We start from the raw sequence: 14287 nt of genomic DNA on the forward strand, positions 1-14287 counted from the left end.
GATCGGTCCTGGCGAACTATTGGCGGATAGCGCCGGTCGGCTGTTCTACTGGTCACGAGAAGGGAGTCGAGCCCATGCCCGCGCAGCCGATGCAAAAATGTGTGGTGGCCCACGGTAACGTCGGAGCACTTCATCACGAACTCGAGACCAACCGCGCATTGGCCCGCTGGCTGGCCGAAATCCTCGGTTGGCCGTTCGCCGATACCGGGTGCAACGATTCCAACCCGATGCCAGCGTTGTATTTCGTTCCCACGCAAACGCTGGTCGGCGAGGAGCTAGACGAACTCGGCATCAGCGGTGTCGACGACTTGCTCGGCGGCTACGTTCAACACGCATTCATCGCCACCAAGGCTATTTCCCATCCGCTGATAGCCGATGCGCGGGCACGGCCGGAAGGATGGAACCCGCAATTCGGCGAGCGGGTCAGGGATGTCGTGCTGGCGGGGGTGACGGTGTTCGACCACAACGATGCCCGGCGTGCCGCCACCGAAGGCTTGCGGCGAGGCGCGCTACGGGTCAAGCAGGTCGAAGCCTGCGGCGGTACCGGCCAGGCAGTCTTGCGTACTGCGCAAGACCTCATGCAATGGCTGGATGATCTGGATGCGGCGGTATGTGCCAAGGGCATAGTGCTGGAGGAAAATCTCGAACAGGCGATCACCCATAGTGTGGGTCAGACCCTGATCGATGGCCTGCTGATGACGTATCACGGCCGGCAGAGCCAGACCCGCAACACCCGCGGCGAATGTGTCTACGCAGGCTCCGACCTGTTGTTGGTACGGGGTGACTATATCGAACTGCTGGCCCGTGAACTGACACCAGACGTGCGCCGGGCCATCGAGTATGCACGGACTTACGACACAGCAGCGGCGTTGAGCTTTCCCGGCTTCTTCGCCTCGCGGCGCAACTATGATGTGGTGCAGGGCCTGGCCGGCGACGGTCAGCCCACGGTCGGTGTGCTCGAACAATCCTGGCGTGTCGGCGGTGCAACGGGGGCTGAACTGGCCGCGCTGCAAGCCTTTCGCGAATGGCCGCGGATGAGCGCGGTCCGTGCTTCCACCCATGAAATCCACACCGAACAGACTTTGCCGCAAGAGGCGCGGGTACTCTATCGTGGCCATGATCGCCACGGTGACTGTCTTCTCAAATATGCGCGGATCGATGCTTATGACAGCTAACGGTGAAGCGGTCTGGATCAATGTCGAGGAAGACCGCATCGTGGGTAACCTGCTCAGTCCCAGGGCCAAGGTCCCGGGTGTCCTGTTTGTACATGGCTGGGGAGGCAGCCAGGAGCGTGACCTCAATCGCGCCCGAGGCATCGCCGGGCTTGGCTGTGTCTGCCTGACGTTCGACCTGCGCGGTCATGGTGCCGAAGACAGTCGACAGGCCTTTGTCACCCGCGAAGACAACCTGCGTGACCTGGTGGCTGCCTATGACCATCTGCTCTCGCATCCTGCTCTCGACACCTCCGCCGTGGCGGTAGTGGGGACCAGCTATGGTGGTTACCTTGCGACTATCCTGAGTCAGCTACGCAGGGTCCGCTGGCTGGCCTTGCGGGTGCCGGCGATCTATCGTGATGAAAACTGGCAAATGGCCAAGCGTCAGCTCGATCGCAACGACCTGATGCAGTACCGCTCCAGCCATATCAATGCCAGTGACAATCGAGCGTTGCGTGCCTGTGCGGCGTTTCGTGGTGATGTCTTGATGGTCGAGTCGGAGCACGATGAACATGTGCCCCACGCAACGATCATGAGCTACCGTGCCGCGTTTCAGCAGACCCATTCCCTTACCCATAGAATCATTGACGATGCGGACCATGGCTTGAGCGACGAAGTGGCCCAGGAGGCCTACACTTCGATCCTGGTCGACTGGATTACGGAGATGGTGGTAGGCGAGCGCTTGAGTATCAATCGGCTACCCTAGCGCAGCACATGCACCGCCAGGCCAATGAGCGCACAGGCCAGCAGCACCTGAATGACACCCCGCTTGAAGCGGAACAGGGCAATCGCCGCCGCGATGGCGATCAGTGCAGAGGGCCAGTCGAGATTGCCGCTGAAGCCCTTGGGCCAGAGCACGTGGTAACCAAAGAAGCACGCCAGGTTGAGAATCACACCGACCACTGCTGCCGTAATCGCGGTGAGCGGTGCGGTGAATTTGAGTTCGTTGTGGGTCGACTCCACCAGGGGGCCGCCCGCGAGGATGAACAGGAACGAGGGCAGGAAGGTGAACCAGGTCACCAGCGTAGCGGCCACCGCCCCGGCCAGGAATACGTGATCCGCGCCGAACACTTGCAAGACATAGGCGCCGACAAAACCCACGAAGGCCACCACCATGATCAGTGGTCCGGGCGTGGTTTCACCCAGGGCCAGTCCGTCGATCATCTGTGTGGGTGTCAGCCAGCCATGGTGACCGACCGCGCCCTGGTAGACATAGGGGAGCACGGCGTAAGCGCCGCCAAAGGTCAGCAGTGCGGCCTTGGTGAAGAACCAGCCCATCTGGGTCAGGGTGCCTTCCCAGCCGTACAGGGCGGTCAGGACGCACATTGGCAACGCCCATAGCGCGGCGCCGATCAATACCAGCGATCCCAGTTTCAACCAACTGAACCGGGCGTGCTCCGGGGACGGGGTGTCGTCATCGATCAAGGCCGGGCCGAAGTATTTTCTGGCAGCGCCATGGCCACCAGTCCTGAATTTTTCGGGAGCCAGGCGACCGCCTGCATAGCCGATCAGGGCTGCACCCAGGACAATCAGTGGAAATGGTACGTTGAACGCAAAGATCGCGGTAAATGAAGCGGCGGCTATCGCCCACAACCACTTGTTCTTCAGGGCCCGGGAACCGATCCGATGGGCTGCCTGCACCACGATGGCCGTCACGGCGGGCTTGATCCCATAGAAGAGCCCGGCCACGACGGGCACCTCACCAAAGGCGATGTACATCCAGGACAATGCGATCAGGATGAATAATGAAGGCAGCACAAACAGCGCCCCGGCAATCACGCCTCCCCATGTCCGGTGCATCAACCAGCCGATGTAGGTTGCCAATTGCTGAGCTTCCGGACCCGGGAGCAACATGCAGTAGTTGAGGGCATGCAAAAAGCGTCGCTCGGAGATCCAGCGCCGTCGCTCCACCAGCTCCTGGTGCATGATCGAAATCTGTCCCGCCGGTCCGCCGAAGCTGATGAAACCAAGCTTCAACCAGAACCCGAACGCCTCGCGCAAACTGACCGCTCCTGGCCTCGGCAGGTTCTCTTCAATCGCAGGTACGAAAGCCTTGTCCATTGGGTTGTTCCCCTTTTACAAACCCGCCAGGCAGGCTGTCGAAGATGCTGCCGGCAGCATCGGTACCCGGCAGTTGTACAGGGAGTGGAGCGTAAAAAACAGTGCGGGTGGGGACCTGTTTCTCCCTGGAATCCAGCGCCTCCAAGGGGCAAAAGACGGGTTGGTCCTCCAGTTAGGGATAACCCGCCGAATGTTCTGGCGATCGAAATTGAAAAAGGCGGCTGATCACGCAGCCACTCCCAGGGCGGTTTCCAACCTCGGCTACCTTCTGCCAAAGTCGGCCGCCGAGCTGTTGTCGACGCCGCGCCGACGCCAGTTGCTGGAGCACATCTGGCAGCGTACCTCGTTGTCGCGCAACCAGTTTGCCGACCTCTACCTGCGCCCCATCGAGCGCTATGCCGAACTGGTGCAACAACTGCCGGCCTCGGAAAGCCGGCACCATGCCTACCTGGGTGGGATGCTCGATCATGCGCTGGAGTCCGTGGCCTATGCCCTGAAAATCCGCCAGTCACATTTGCTGCCGGTGGGGGCCGATCCTGAAACCCAGGCGCTGCAAGCCGAAGCCTGGAGCGCCACCATCGCCTATGCGGCGCTGCTGCACGGCATCGGCAGGATCTTCATCGACATGGAGGTGCATCTGGCGGATGGATCGGTATGGCACCCCTGGCATGGTTCCATCAGGCGTGAGTACCGTTTCAGGTATTCGCAGACGCCCTCGCATACGCTGCCAGGTGCGGCGACCGGGCTGCTGTATGCGCAGTTGCTGCCTGCCTCGATCCTCGATTGGTTGAGTGCCTATCCTGAACCCCTGGCCGCGCTGATCCATGCCCTGAGCGGGCACTACGAACAGGCCGGTGTTCTCGCCGAGGTGCTCGCCCAGGCTGACCAGGCTTCACTCGCCCTGGAGCAGGCGGTGATGCCTGCGCGAATGCTGGCGGTACCGGGGCCTGTGGCGCAGCAGGGGCTTTTGCCGGGCCTGGATTCGGCAGATGAGCGAATGAGCGACGGTGACCTGGGGCAATCTTTCATGACATGGCTTCGCCAGGGTGTGCAGAGCGGCGCGATTGCCGTCAACGAGGCCAACGCCAAGGTCCACGGCGTGGCCAGCACGGCCTTGCTGGTGACGCCGAAGATTTTCCAGCGCTATGCCCGGGAACACCCCGATATCGCGCGGATAGCCAAGGCGCAGGACAGCGGTGACTGGCAATGGGTCCAGCGTTGTTTCGAACGGCTGGAGTCGCATCGCAAGAGAGCCGATGGCCTGAATATCTGGACCTGCGAGATGAAGGATCCGCGCAGGACCAGGCGCCTCAACGGTTACCTGCTGATCGATCCCTTGCGATTGTTCAGCGAATTGCCGCAAGACAACCCTTGTCTATCGTTGAGAGAGCCGCCATCTGTCGCGAAACCGGACGGCATGGGAGCCGTCCGGCCTGGTCGCAGTGAAGACTGATGGTGGCTGCAGCGGACCGCCTTCGTCTCAAAGGTGATCCGCGTCGATCACCGCCTTGGCAAACGCTTCCGGCGCTTCCTGCGGCAGATTGTGACCGATGCCGCCGCTGATCAGGCGGAACTCGTATTTGCCGGTGAAACGCTTGGCGTAATCCTCGGGGGCCGGGTGCGGGGCGCCGTTGGCATCGCCTTCGAGGGTGATGGTCGGCACGCTGATGGACGGTGCCGTGGCCAGTTTCTGCTCCAGGGCGTCGTAGCGGCTCTCGCCCTGGACCAGACCCAGGCGCCAGCGGTAGTTGAAGATCGTGATATCGACATGGTCGGGGTTGTCCAGGGCCTTGGCGCTGCGATCGTAGGTGGCGTCATCGAACGCCCATTTCGGCGAAGCCAGTTGCCAGATCAACTTGGCGAAGTCGTGGGTGTTTTTCTCGTAGCCGGCACGACCGCGGTCGGTGGCGAAGTAGAACTGATACCACCATTGCAGCTCGGCCTTGGGTGGCAGCGGGTTCTTGCCGGCCGCCTGGTTGCCGATCAGGTAGCCACTGACCGAAACCAGCGCCTTGACCCGCTCCGGCCACAGCGCCGAGACGATATCGGCCGAGCGTGCACCCCAGTCATAACCGCCGAGCACCGCCTGCTTGATCTTCAGTGCATCCATGAAATCGATGACGTCGCTGGCCAGCGCGGCGGGCTGGCCGTTGCGCAGGGTCTTGTCGGAGAGGAAATGGGTGTCGCCATAACCACGGGCGTACGGCATCAGCACCCGATAGCCCTTTGCCGCCAGCAAGGGCGCGACGTCGTCATAGCTGTGGATGTCATAGGGCCAGCCATGCAGGAGGATCACCACCGGGCCATTGGTCGGGCCCGTCTCGGCGTAGGCCACGTCCAGCAGCCCGGCGTTAACGTGTTTCAGCGGGCCGAAGGGCGAGGGTGCGGCATAAGTGCTGCCGGCGCTGGTCGCGGCCGGTTGGGCGGCGCTGGTCGTTTGTGCGTGGGCCACGCCGAACGTGCCGAACAGGGCGAGGGCGAGGATCGATGAGCCGGCCAGACGGCGGCGGGCTTTATCGGTCTTGTGGTTGTGCAATGCCATCTTCATGGTGACGTCTCCGTGCAAGCCTTGGCCAGGGGTTCGGATCGACCCCTTCAAACCTTGCCTGCATTTGAACGCGGTGACGTATCTGGCCTGTGTCCAATCCAGGGCCGGATGAAAGCCTCGGTATCGAAAGGTCGTTCAGACACACTGTGATACAGAATGGCCTGTCCGGGTCGGGGGCTTTCATCGAGGCGTGGCGTCTATCGCCGCCTGGTTGTCTCGGTCAACCCTTCAGCGCCGCTTCGATCGCCGCGATGTCGATCTTGCCCATGCCCATCATGGCGTCGAAGGCACGCTTGGCGGTCGCGGGATCGGGGTGGGTGACCGCTGCTGTCAGCACGCGAGGGGTAATCTGCCATGACAGTCCCCACTTGTCCTTGCACCAGCCGCAGGCACTTTCCTGGCCACCGTTGCCGACAATCGCGTTCCACAAACGGTCCGTTTCGGCCTGGTCGTCGGTGGCCACCTGGAACGAGAACGCCTCGCTGTGCTTGAACGCCGGCCCGCCATTCAGTCCGAGACACGGGACACCCAGCACCGTGAATTCGACGGTGAGGACATCACCCTGTTTACCGGCGGGATAGTCGCCAGGGGCACGGTGGACGGCTTTCACCACGCTGTCCGGGAAGGTCTTGGCGTAGAACGTCGCGGCATCCAGGGCGGTGCCGTCGTACCAGAGGCAAATCGTGTTTTTGCTGATCATCCGGGTTCTCCACGAGAGGGGCTGACTCGTGAAGTCTAGTCGACGACGATTGATCGTTCCGTTTTTACGACAGCCGCCCTGTGGACAGGGCGGCCTCCCGTGGCTCAGATCCGGGCCAGTGCCTGCGCCAGGTCTGCCCGCAGGTCCTCGACATCTTCGACACCCACCGACAGGCGTACCAGGGCGTCGCCGATGCCGAGTTGCGCGCGCGTCTGTGCCGGAATAGTGGCGTGGGTCATGATCGCCGGGTGTTCGATCAGGCTCTCCACACCACCGAGGCTTTCGGCCAGGGCGAAGATCTGCACGCTTTCGAGGAAGCGTCTGGCGCCGGCCAGGTCGCTCTTCAGGTCGACGGAAATCATCCCGCCGAAGCCGCGCATCTGCCGGCGTGCCAGTTCATGTTGCGGGTGCGACGCCAGGCCCGGGTAATAGACCCGCGCCACCTGTGGCTGGCGCTCCAGCCAGGTCGCCAGTTCCAGGGCGTTGCTGCAATGGCGCTCCATGCGCAGCGACAGGGTCTTCACCCCGCGCAGGGTGAGGAAGGCATCAAAGGGCCCGGCAATGGCGCCCACCGAGTTCTGCAGGAAGCCCAGGCGTTCGGCGAGTTCGGCATTGTGCCCGACCACCGCGATGCCGCCGATCACATCCGAGTGACCGTTCAGGTACTTGGTCGTCGAGTGCACCACGATATCGAAACCCAGTTCCAGCGGACGCTGGATCCAGGGGCTGGCAAAGGTATTGTCGGCGACACAGAGGATGCCGCGGTCGCGGCAGAGGCGGGCGATGGCGGCCAGGTCGGTGAGGCTCAGCAGGGGGTTGCTCGGCGTTTCGACCCAGACCATCCGCGTATCGTCCTGCAACGCCGCTTCGAAGGCACTCAGGTCGGTCAGGTCGACAAAACTGAAACGATGCCCGGCGCTGCGCTGGCGCACCTTGTCGAACAGGCGGAAGGTGCCGCCGTAGAGGTCATTGCCGGAAACCACGTGGGCACCGGCATCGAGCAGTTCGAGCACGGTGGAAATTGCTGCCAGGCCGGAGGCAAAGGCGAAGGCCTGGCTGCCACCTTCGAGGTCGGCCACGCAGCGTTCCAGGGCAAAGCGCGTCGGGTTGTGGGAGCGCCCGTAGTCGAAGCCCTTGTGCACGCCAGGGCTTTCTTGCAGATAGGTGGAGTTGGCATAGATCGGCGGCATCAGCGCCCCGGTGGTCGGGTCCGGCGACTGCCCGGCATGGATGACCCGGGTAGCGAAGGCGCGGGGGGCGGCGGACTTGTCGTGTTGACTCATGCAAGGGATCTCCGTAAGTGATTGAGCAGGTCGACGCGGGTAATCAGGCCATGGAAGCCCGCCGCGTCGGCAATGATTGCCACCAGCCCGCGGTCCAGCTCGGCCTGCAGTTCGGCGAGGCTGGCGGCAGGGGCCAGGGTTTGCAACTTGTCGGTCATGACACTGGCCACGCTCAGGCGAAAGTGCGCCGCGTCGGCGTGCATGCCCAGCAGGATATCGGATTCATCTATTACGCCTACCAGCCGCTGTCCGTCCACCAATACCGGCAGTTGCGAGACATCCGCCAGGCGCATGCGCTGGAAGGCGGTGAGCAGGGTATCGTCCGGGCCCACGCTGATCACCCGGCCATCCTCGAAGCGCCGTGCGATCAGGTCGCGCAGGTCGCCGTAGCGCTTGTACTGCAGCAGGCCCTGGTCGTTCATCCACTGGTCGTTGTAGACCTTGGACAGGTAGCGGGTGCCGGTGTCGCAGACAAAGGTCACGACCCGCCTGGGCTCGGTCTGCTCGCGGCAGTAGCGCAGCGCGGCAGCCAGCAGGGTACCGGTGGACGAGCCACCGAGGATGCCTTCGGCGCGCAGCAACTGGCGGGCATGGTCGAAGCTCTCTTCATCGCTGATCGAATAGGCGTGGCGCACGCTGGACAGGTCGGCAATCGATGGAATGAAGTCTTCGCCGATGCCTTCCACGGCCCAGGAGCCCGCGGTGCCGACGGTGCCGTTGCGGCTGTATTCGGCGACCACCGAACCGAGCGGATCGGCCAGTACCATGGCCAGGTCCGGTTGCACCCGCTTGAAGAAACGGGTCAGTCCGGTCAGGGTGCCGGCCGAGCCGACCCCGACGACAATGGCATCGACATCGTGCTGGGTCTGCGCCCAGATTTCCGGGGCTGTGCTGGTTTCGTGGGCCAGGGGGTTGGCCGGGTTGTTGAACTGGTCGGCGAAGAACGCATCGGGAATCTCCCTGGCCAGGCGCGCGGCGACATCCTGGTAATACTCGGGATGCCCCTTGCCGACATCGGAGCGGGTGATATGTACCTCGGCGCCCATGGCCTTGAGGTGCAGGACCTTCTCGGTGGACATCTTGTCCGGGACCACCAGCACCACCCGGTAGCCCTTGGCCCGGCCGACCAGCGCCAGGCCCAGGCCGGTGTTGCCGGCGGTGGCTTCGACAATGGTCGCGCCGGGGCGCAGGCGGCCATCGCGTTCGGCGGCATCGATCATCGCCAGGCCGATACGATCCTTGATCGAGCCGCCGGGGTTCTGGGATTCGAGCTTGAGGAACAACGTGCACGGACCGGTATCGAAGCGGCTTACACGTACCAGCGGCGTATTGCCGATCAGTTCGAGGACGGCGGGGCGGGAGTTGTTCGGCATGTAGTCACCTCGTTTCGGGGGGAATGCGTACTGGATGGACAGCAAGCGAGGGGTGCTGGTTGCAGAATATCTGTCGCTTGGAACATAGGTCGCGATTGCCGGGGCTGCAACCGGATGGGGGGAAATTCATCGGGGCCTGCCCCCCGTATCGGGGGGAGGGTGCGGGTCCGGATCGAGCGAGTCAGGCGTTGTTTGCCGGAACGCGAGTCAGTCTGTCTCTGCCCGCAGCAGTCCGCCGCTTGCCAGCGTCTGGTCGACCAGGCGGATGCTGTCGCGTCCGCCCCGCTTGGACTCATAGAGCGCGGCGTCGCTTTGTTCGATCAGGGCCGTCAGGCTGGCGGGCGGCTGGTCGAAGAGGTTGGCGCCAATGCTCAGGGTCACCGCTGCGGGCGTGGCGAAGGTCTGCGAGGCTGTCTGGTGGAATCGTTCCCGCAGCCTGTTGCCCAGCCCGACGATGTGTTCATTCGAGGCGTTGCCCAGCAGGATGACGAACTCGTCACCGCCCAACCGCGCCGCCAGCGCATTGTCGGGCAATACGGAAAGAATCATCTCGCTCAAGGTGACCAGCAGCCGGTCGCCCGCGGTATGGCCGTAGAGGTCGTTGACCAGCTTGAAGTTGTCGATATCGATCAGTAGCAAGGCGCCCGGGCGAGCCACAGAGACGTCATCCAGCAGGCGCGGTGCACGTACTTCGAGGGCGCGGCGGTTGTACAGCGCGGTCAGCGGATCACGGGCCGCCAGACGCGCTATGCGCTTCTCCCGTCGATAACGCTCGGTGCCGGTCATCGACAGCGCAATCAGCATGATCGCCATGGCGCCCTCGACCAGTGAAATCTGGATGATCTCGCCACGGAAGGCGGCCAGATCGATCAGGGTGCCCGGAATGACCGCCGATATCGCCTTGGAGAGATAGAACAGCCCATGGACCAGCAGGACATAGCGCAGCTGCACCGCGCCCACGCTCAAGGATCAGCCATGGGGGCGCAGCAGCAAGCTGGCCCTGAGCGTCAACAGGGCGACCAGCAGCGAATTGACCAGCAGCATGACTTTCGACCATGACGGCTCTTCCGGCAGCAACAACAGCGCCAGCCAGGCAGCAAAGATCAGGTACCAGGCACGGGACAACCGCGCCTCGGTAAAGCGCGCAACGCCCATCAGGAAAAACCAGTGGGCAGTCACCAGCAAGCCGTTGGCGAACCAGATACCGATCAGCAGGAGGCCGCTGCTGCGCAGCAGGGCGAGTGTCGAGCCCACGGTGATCGTGGCGAACCCGGCGCTCCAGAACAGCAGCGAGGGTTCACGAATGCTGCGCCATTCGATGGCCAGGTACAGCGCGGCGGCGGCGGCAAGGGCGATCGAGAGGGTCAACAATGTGGGAGGGTCGAGCGCCATATACTGAAGCAGCCTGTCTGGTGTGCGGTGAAGTCCCTCGATTGTAAGCCCATGAGCCGGATTTTCGCAGAGTCTGGCGCTATCAGGATGTCGCCGGGATCAGGCGGCGGGTGAACTGCTGTTCGGTGACCGTGCTGCCCCATTGGTTGCCCGGTTGCTCCTGGGTCAACTGGAAGCCTTGGGCTTCGTAGAGCTGTCTTGCGGCATCGAGTCCCTTGAACGTCCACAACTGGGTGGCGCAGAAGCCGAAGCGGTCGCAGAAGGCCAGGGCTTCACCGAGTAACTGGCGACCGATCCCGCTGCCTCGGCAGCCGTCATCGAGGATAAACCAGCGCAAATGGGCTTCGTTGTTGCCGAGGTCCTGCCCGTCAATCGCGATCGAGCCGACGATCCGTTCATTGTGGATGGCCGCCCATATGCGGTTGCAGGGTTGCTCCAGGCGACCGGCGAACTCGGCAATGCCCAGGGCGATCTTGCTTTCGAAGAACTGTCCGAAACCGTAATGCCGGGAGTAGAAAGCAGCGTGCATTTCCGCTACACGTCCCACCAGGCCCGGCCTGTAGCCCGCGCTGAGGGTGATGGGACGGGGCGCAACCTCGCCACTGTCCAGACGCGATGTGCCGAGTGCCCGGGCATAGGCGGCCAGGCCCTGGGCAACGGCCTGCTGTTGCGATGGGTTCAAGTGTTCCAGCGCGGAGCTGACCTGCAGGCGGCCATGGCGATGGATATGGGCAACGGTCTGCCGGCCCTGCTCGGTCAGCAGCAGTTGTTTGGCCCGGGCATCTTCGGCACTGAGGGTTTCGCGCAGTTCTCCCGCGTCGATCAGCTTGCCCATCATCCGGCTGACGCTGGACTTCTCCAGGCCAAGTACCTGGACCAGCCGGGCCGCCGTCATTGCTCCGGCTGCCTCGACCTCCAGCAGCGCATGGACGGCCGATGCCGAATAGTCGGTGCCGGCCAAGGTGGCGCGCATGAAGCCCAGCTCGCGGACCATGGTACGCGAGGCCGAGCGAATCTCTTCGACCAGGGATGGGTCGGTGCTCATCTGTAAGCCTCTCTGGAAAAAGGTTGTATAATACAACCATTTTCCCGGGAGGCTGTCCAGTGTTGTCGGTACGGGCTGGCAACTGCCCGATCAGACGCAAACCACCCGCTGCCGTTGCTCGCCGAGCCCTTCGATCCAGAGGTGCAGTTCATCACCGGGTTGCAGCCAGCGGGGCTCGGGTTTCATGCCCATGGCCACGCCGGGCGGTGTGCCGGTGCAAATCACATCGCCGGGCTGCAAGGTCATGTAGTGGCTGCAGTAGGAGACGATCTGCGCGACGCTGAAGATCATGGTTTTTGAATGGCCGGTCTGGCGCCGTTCGCCGTTGACCTCCAGTCCCATGTGCAGATCCTGGGGATCGGCGATTTCATCGCGGGTCACCAGCCAGGGACCGACCGGGCCGAAAGTGTCACAGCCCTTGCCCTTGTCCCATTGCGTGGACTGCAACTGGAAGGCCCGCTCGGAAACATCATTGACCACGCAGTAGCCGGCCACGTAGTTCAATGCGTCGGACTCGGACACATAGCGGGCTTCGCTGCCGATGACCACGCCCAGTTCGAGCTCCCAATCCAGTTGGGTGGAGTGGGGTGGCTGGACGATGTCGTCATTCGGTCCGCTGAGGCAACTGATGGCCTTGTGAAAGATGATCGGTTCGGCGGGGATCGCCATGCCGGCTTCCTCGGCGTGGTCGCGGTAGTTCAGGCCGATGGCGATGAATTTGCGCACCTGGGCCACGGGTGTGGCGTAACGGACATCTGGAGCTACCAATGGCAGTGCACTGATATCCAGGCTGGCGAGGGTGGCCAGTGACTGCGGGGAAAGTACCGATGGATCGATATCGACGACATGCGCCGAGAGATCGCGGATGCGTCCATCGGCGTCGATCAGACCTGGGCGCTCCTGGCCGTGCGGGCCAAAACGGCAAAGCTTCATGAATTACCTCGACTCTCAGTTGACGGGTGGTGAGTTGCGGGCACTTGCTAAAGTCCAGTTTATGGATAAAAATATATTTTATGCAATAAAGAAGATTTACCACTCGTCGAGAGCCCAGGTTCCATGTCTGTAGAAAACCCAGCGAAGAGCCTGACCCAGGCGATTTACGAACAACTGCGCAAGGACGTCCTGTCCTGCGTGCTGCGTCCTGGCAACCGGGTGAATGTCAAGGAATTGGCCGAGCACTACCAGGCCAGCGGCGGTGCGGTACGCGAGGCGCTGTCGCGCCTGACCGCCGAGGAACTGGTGGTCGCGGAGCCACAAAAGGGCTTTCGCATCGCGCCGGTCTCCCTCGACGACCTGGCCGACCTGACGCAGGCCCGTATCGAGATGGAAAGCAGTTGCCTGCGCCACTCCATCGAAAATGGCGACGTCACCTGGGAGACCCGGTTGGTGTCGGCCTACCACGGTCTGTCCAGGGCCGCGGGCCCCGACTCCGGCAGTCATTACGACGCCAGGACCTGGCATGACGTACACAAGACGTTTCATGAAGCCTTGGTCAGCGCCTGTCCCAACACCTGGCTGTTGCGCATGCGCACCATGCTGTTCGAGCAATATTCACGTTATCGGGCGTTGTCGGTGGCCATGACCGCCGGCTCCAGGGATCTCGATGGCGAGCACCAGGCGTTGCGCGATGCCGCCCTGGCCAAGGATGCGAACGCGGCTGTCGAGCTGGTCACGCGGCATATTCGGGAAACATCGGAAGCTTTAATGCAAGGGCTCCAGGGGACTGGCGTCCAGCAAACATCGGAGACCAAGTAATGACCACTATCGCTGTATTGGGCCTTGGGGCCATGGGTTCGCGCATGGCGGCGAACCTTCTGCGGGCCGGGCACACCGTTACCGTCTGGAACCGTACCGCGCAGGCTGCCGAGGAACTGGTCGCGGCCGGTGCATCGTCTGCCGCGACACCGAAAGAGGCCGCGACGGGTGCTTCCATCGTCCTCAGCATGGTGCGCGATGATGCGGCCTCAAGTGACGTCTGGCTGCACCCGGAGCACGGGGCCTTTGCCGGGATGACCGCTTCAGGCATTGCCATAGAAAGCTCCACGGTTTCCCATGAGTGGGTGCTGCAACTGGGTCAGGCGGCACGGGCCAGGGGCTTGTCGCTGATCGATGCACCGGTATCCGGTTCGCGTCCCCAGGCCGAAGCCGGGCAACTGGTGTTCCTGGTCGGTGGCGAGGCGGCAGCGGTCGAGGCGGCGGAGGAAGTACTGCAGGCCATGGGCGCGTCGATTCATCATGTCGGTGCACTGGGGGCCGGTGCGCTGGTCAAGCTGGCGACCAACGCCCTGCTGGGCGTGCAAGTGACCACCCTGGCCGAACTCTTCGGCATCCTCGGCGCCCATGGCGTGGACCTGGGCAAGGCGTTCGAGGCCGTCGGCGCGACTTCTGTCTCCAGTGTCGCGGCCCAACGCAGCGCGGCGTCGATGACGGCCGGCAATTTCGCCCCGCAGTTCCCGGTGGCCCTGATCGAAAAGGATTTTGGCTATGCGGTGAGTGCGGCCGGTGGCGCCGCGGCTGCGCCGACCATCGAGGCAGCGCGCCAGGTGTTCAGTTCGGCCAGCCAACAAGGCCTGGGCGAGCTCAACATGACCAGTGTGGTCAAGCTGTTTGCCCGCTAGTGAGCTGTCGGTCGGACTGTGCCGGCCGACCTGCTTCTCGAACCTTTCGGCCC

General features: G+C 63.1%; 12 protein-coding genes and 1 pseudogene. 5 read left to right on the forward strand and 8 right to left on the reverse strand.

Annotation, left to right across the window (positions count from 1 at the left end; all coding sequences use genetic code 11):
- The first annotated feature begins 74 nt into the window (after window positions 1-74).
- Entirely contained in the window at window positions 75-1175 is a 1101-nt protein-coding gene (locus HX851_RS16290) for a DUF3182 family protein (RefSeq protein WP_177065682.1), read from the forward strand.
- Window positions 1165-1920, forward strand: coding sequence for an alpha/beta hydrolase family protein (locus HX851_RS16295; RefSeq protein ID WP_177059568.1), 756 nt, complete (start codon window positions 1165-1167; stop codon window positions 1918-1920). The genes HX851_RS16290 and HX851_RS16295 overlap by 11 nt, the downstream gene beginning before the upstream one ends.
- On the opposite strand, the gene chrA is transcribed toward HX851_RS16295, so the two are convergent.
- Entirely contained in the window at window positions 1917-3275 is a 1359-nt protein-coding gene (gene chrA / locus HX851_RS16300; RefSeq protein ID WP_177059566.1) for a chromate efflux transporter, read from the reverse strand. The genes HX851_RS16295 and chrA overlap by 4 nt on opposite strands.
- A gap of 190 nt (window positions 3276-3465) precedes the next feature.
- On the opposite strand from chrA, the gene mobH reads away from it, so the two are divergent.
- Entirely contained in the window at window positions 3466-4728 is a 1263-nt protein-coding gene (mobH, locus tag HX851_RS16305; RefSeq protein WP_177065680.1) for a MobH family relaxase, read from the forward strand.
- A gap of 27 nt (window positions 4729-4755) precedes the next feature.
- Here mobH and HX851_RS16310 read toward each other — a convergent pair whose 3' ends face one another.
- The 7 genes and pseudogenes from HX851_RS16310 to HX851_RS16340 form a co-directional block, all read right to left on the reverse strand.
- Window positions 4756-5823: an alpha/beta fold hydrolase gene (locus HX851_RS16310; protein WP_177065672.1), complete on the reverse strand. Its 1068-nt coding sequence runs from the start codon at window positions 5821-5823 to the stop codon at window positions 4756-4758.
- Window positions 5824-6043: 220 nt separating this feature from the next.
- A complete protein-coding gene (locus tag HX851_RS16315; RefSeq protein WP_177059555.1) occupies window positions 6044-6523 on the reverse strand; it encodes a VOC family protein in 480 nt (159 codons plus the stop codon).
- Window positions 6524-6627: 104 nt separating this feature from the next.
- Window positions 6628-7806 (reverse strand): cystathionine gamma-synthase, encoded by a 1179-nt coding sequence (locus tag HX851_RS16320; RefSeq protein ID WP_177059553.1) that lies wholly within the window; start codon window positions 7804-7806, stop codon window positions 6628-6630.
- A complete protein-coding gene (locus tag HX851_RS16325; RefSeq protein WP_177065669.1) occupies window positions 7803-9179 on the reverse strand; it encodes a pyridoxal-phosphate dependent enzyme in 1377 nt (458 codons plus the stop codon). Before HX851_RS16325 ends, HX851_RS16320 begins: the two co-directional genes overlap by 4 nt.
- 207 nt (window positions 9180-9386) lie before the next feature.
- Window positions 9387-10571 (reverse strand): annotated as a pseudogene (locus HX851_RS16330) (GGDEF domain-containing protein).
- Window positions 10572-10653: 82 nt separating this feature from the next.
- The gene (locus HX851_RS16335; protein ID WP_177065667.1) at window positions 10654-11616 is read right to left on the reverse strand and encodes a helix-turn-helix domain-containing GNAT family N-acetyltransferase; all 963 of its coding nucleotides are present in this window, start codon (window positions 11614-11616) and stop codon (window positions 10654-10656) included.
- A 90-nt stretch (window positions 11617-11706) separates the two neighbouring features.
- Window positions 11707-12549 carry a fumarylacetoacetate hydrolase family protein gene (locus HX851_RS16340; RefSeq protein ID WP_177059546.1) on the reverse strand — a complete coding sequence of 281 codons (843 nt, stop codon included), beginning with the start codon at window positions 12547-12549 and terminating at the stop codon, window positions 11707-11709.
- A 123-nt stretch (window positions 12550-12672) separates the two neighbouring features.
- On the opposite strand from HX851_RS16340, the gene HX851_RS16345 reads away from it, so the two are divergent.
- Both HX851_RS16345 and HX851_RS16350 read left to right on the forward strand, forming a co-directional pair.
- Window positions 12673-13371: a GntR family transcriptional regulator gene (locus HX851_RS16345; RefSeq protein WP_177065665.1), complete on the forward strand. Its 699-nt coding sequence runs from the start codon at window positions 12673-12675 to the stop codon at window positions 13369-13371.
- Window positions 13371-14234 carry an NAD(P)-dependent oxidoreductase gene (locus tag HX851_RS16350; protein ID WP_177065663.1) on the forward strand — a complete coding sequence of 288 codons (864 nt, stop codon included), beginning with the start codon at window positions 13371-13373 and terminating at the stop codon, window positions 14232-14234. The genes HX851_RS16345 and HX851_RS16350 overlap by 1 nt, the downstream gene beginning before the upstream one ends.
- The last annotated feature ends 53 nt before the right edge of the window (window positions 14235-14287 follow it).

The organism is Pseudomonas gingeri (assembly GCF_013385635.1).
In the GTDB taxonomy this organism is placed as follows: domain Bacteria; phylum Pseudomonadota; class Gammaproteobacteria; order Pseudomonadales; family Pseudomonadaceae; genus Aquipseudomonas; species Aquipseudomonas gingeri_A.

What these genes read in the sequence shown, in the direction of transcription:
- HX851_RS16290 (WP_177065682.1), top strand. Translation starts at nt 75, where the DNA reads ATGCCCGCGCAGCCGATGCAAAAATGTGTGGTGGCCCACGGTAACGTC.
- HX851_RS16295 (WP_177059568.1), top strand. Translation starts at nt 1,165, where the DNA reads ATGACAGCTAACGGTGAAGCGGTCTGGATCAATGTCGAGGAAGACCGC.
- chrA (WP_177059566.1), bottom strand. Translation starts at nt 3,275, where the DNA reads ATGGACAAGGCTTTCGTACCTGCGATTGAAGAGAACCTGCCGAGGCCA.
- mobH (WP_177065680.1), top strand. Translation starts at nt 3,466, where the DNA reads ATGTTCTGGCGATCGAAATTGAAAAAGGCGGCTGATCACGCAGCCACT.
- HX851_RS16310 (WP_177065672.1), bottom strand. Translation starts at nt 5,823, where the DNA reads ATGAAGATGGCATTGCACAACCACAAGACCGATAAAGCCCGCCGCCGT.
- HX851_RS16315 (WP_177059555.1), bottom strand. Translation starts at nt 6,523, where the DNA reads ATGATCAGCAAAAACACGATTTGCCTCTGGTACGACGGCACCGCCCTG.
- HX851_RS16320 (WP_177059553.1), bottom strand. Translation starts at nt 7,806, where the DNA reads ATGAGTCAACACGACAAGTCCGCCGCCCCCCGCGCCTTCGCTACCCGG.
- HX851_RS16325 (WP_177065669.1), bottom strand. Translation starts at nt 9,179, where the DNA reads ATGCCGAACAACTCCCGCCCCGCCGTCCTCGAACTGATCGGCAATACG.
- HX851_RS16335 (WP_177065667.1), bottom strand. Translation starts at nt 11,616, where the DNA reads ATGAGCACCGACCCATCCCTGGTCGAAGAGATTCGCTCGGCCTCGCGT.
- HX851_RS16340 (WP_177059546.1), bottom strand. Translation starts at nt 12,549, where the DNA reads ATGAAGCTTTGCCGTTTTGGCCCGCACGGCCAGGAGCGCCCAGGTCTG.
- HX851_RS16345 (WP_177065665.1), top strand. Translation starts at nt 12,673, where the DNA reads ATGTCTGTAGAAAACCCAGCGAAGAGCCTGACCCAGGCGATTTACGAA.
- HX851_RS16350 (WP_177065663.1), top strand. Translation starts at nt 13,371, where the DNA reads ATGACCACTATCGCTGTATTGGGCCTTGGGGCCATGGGTTCGCGCATG.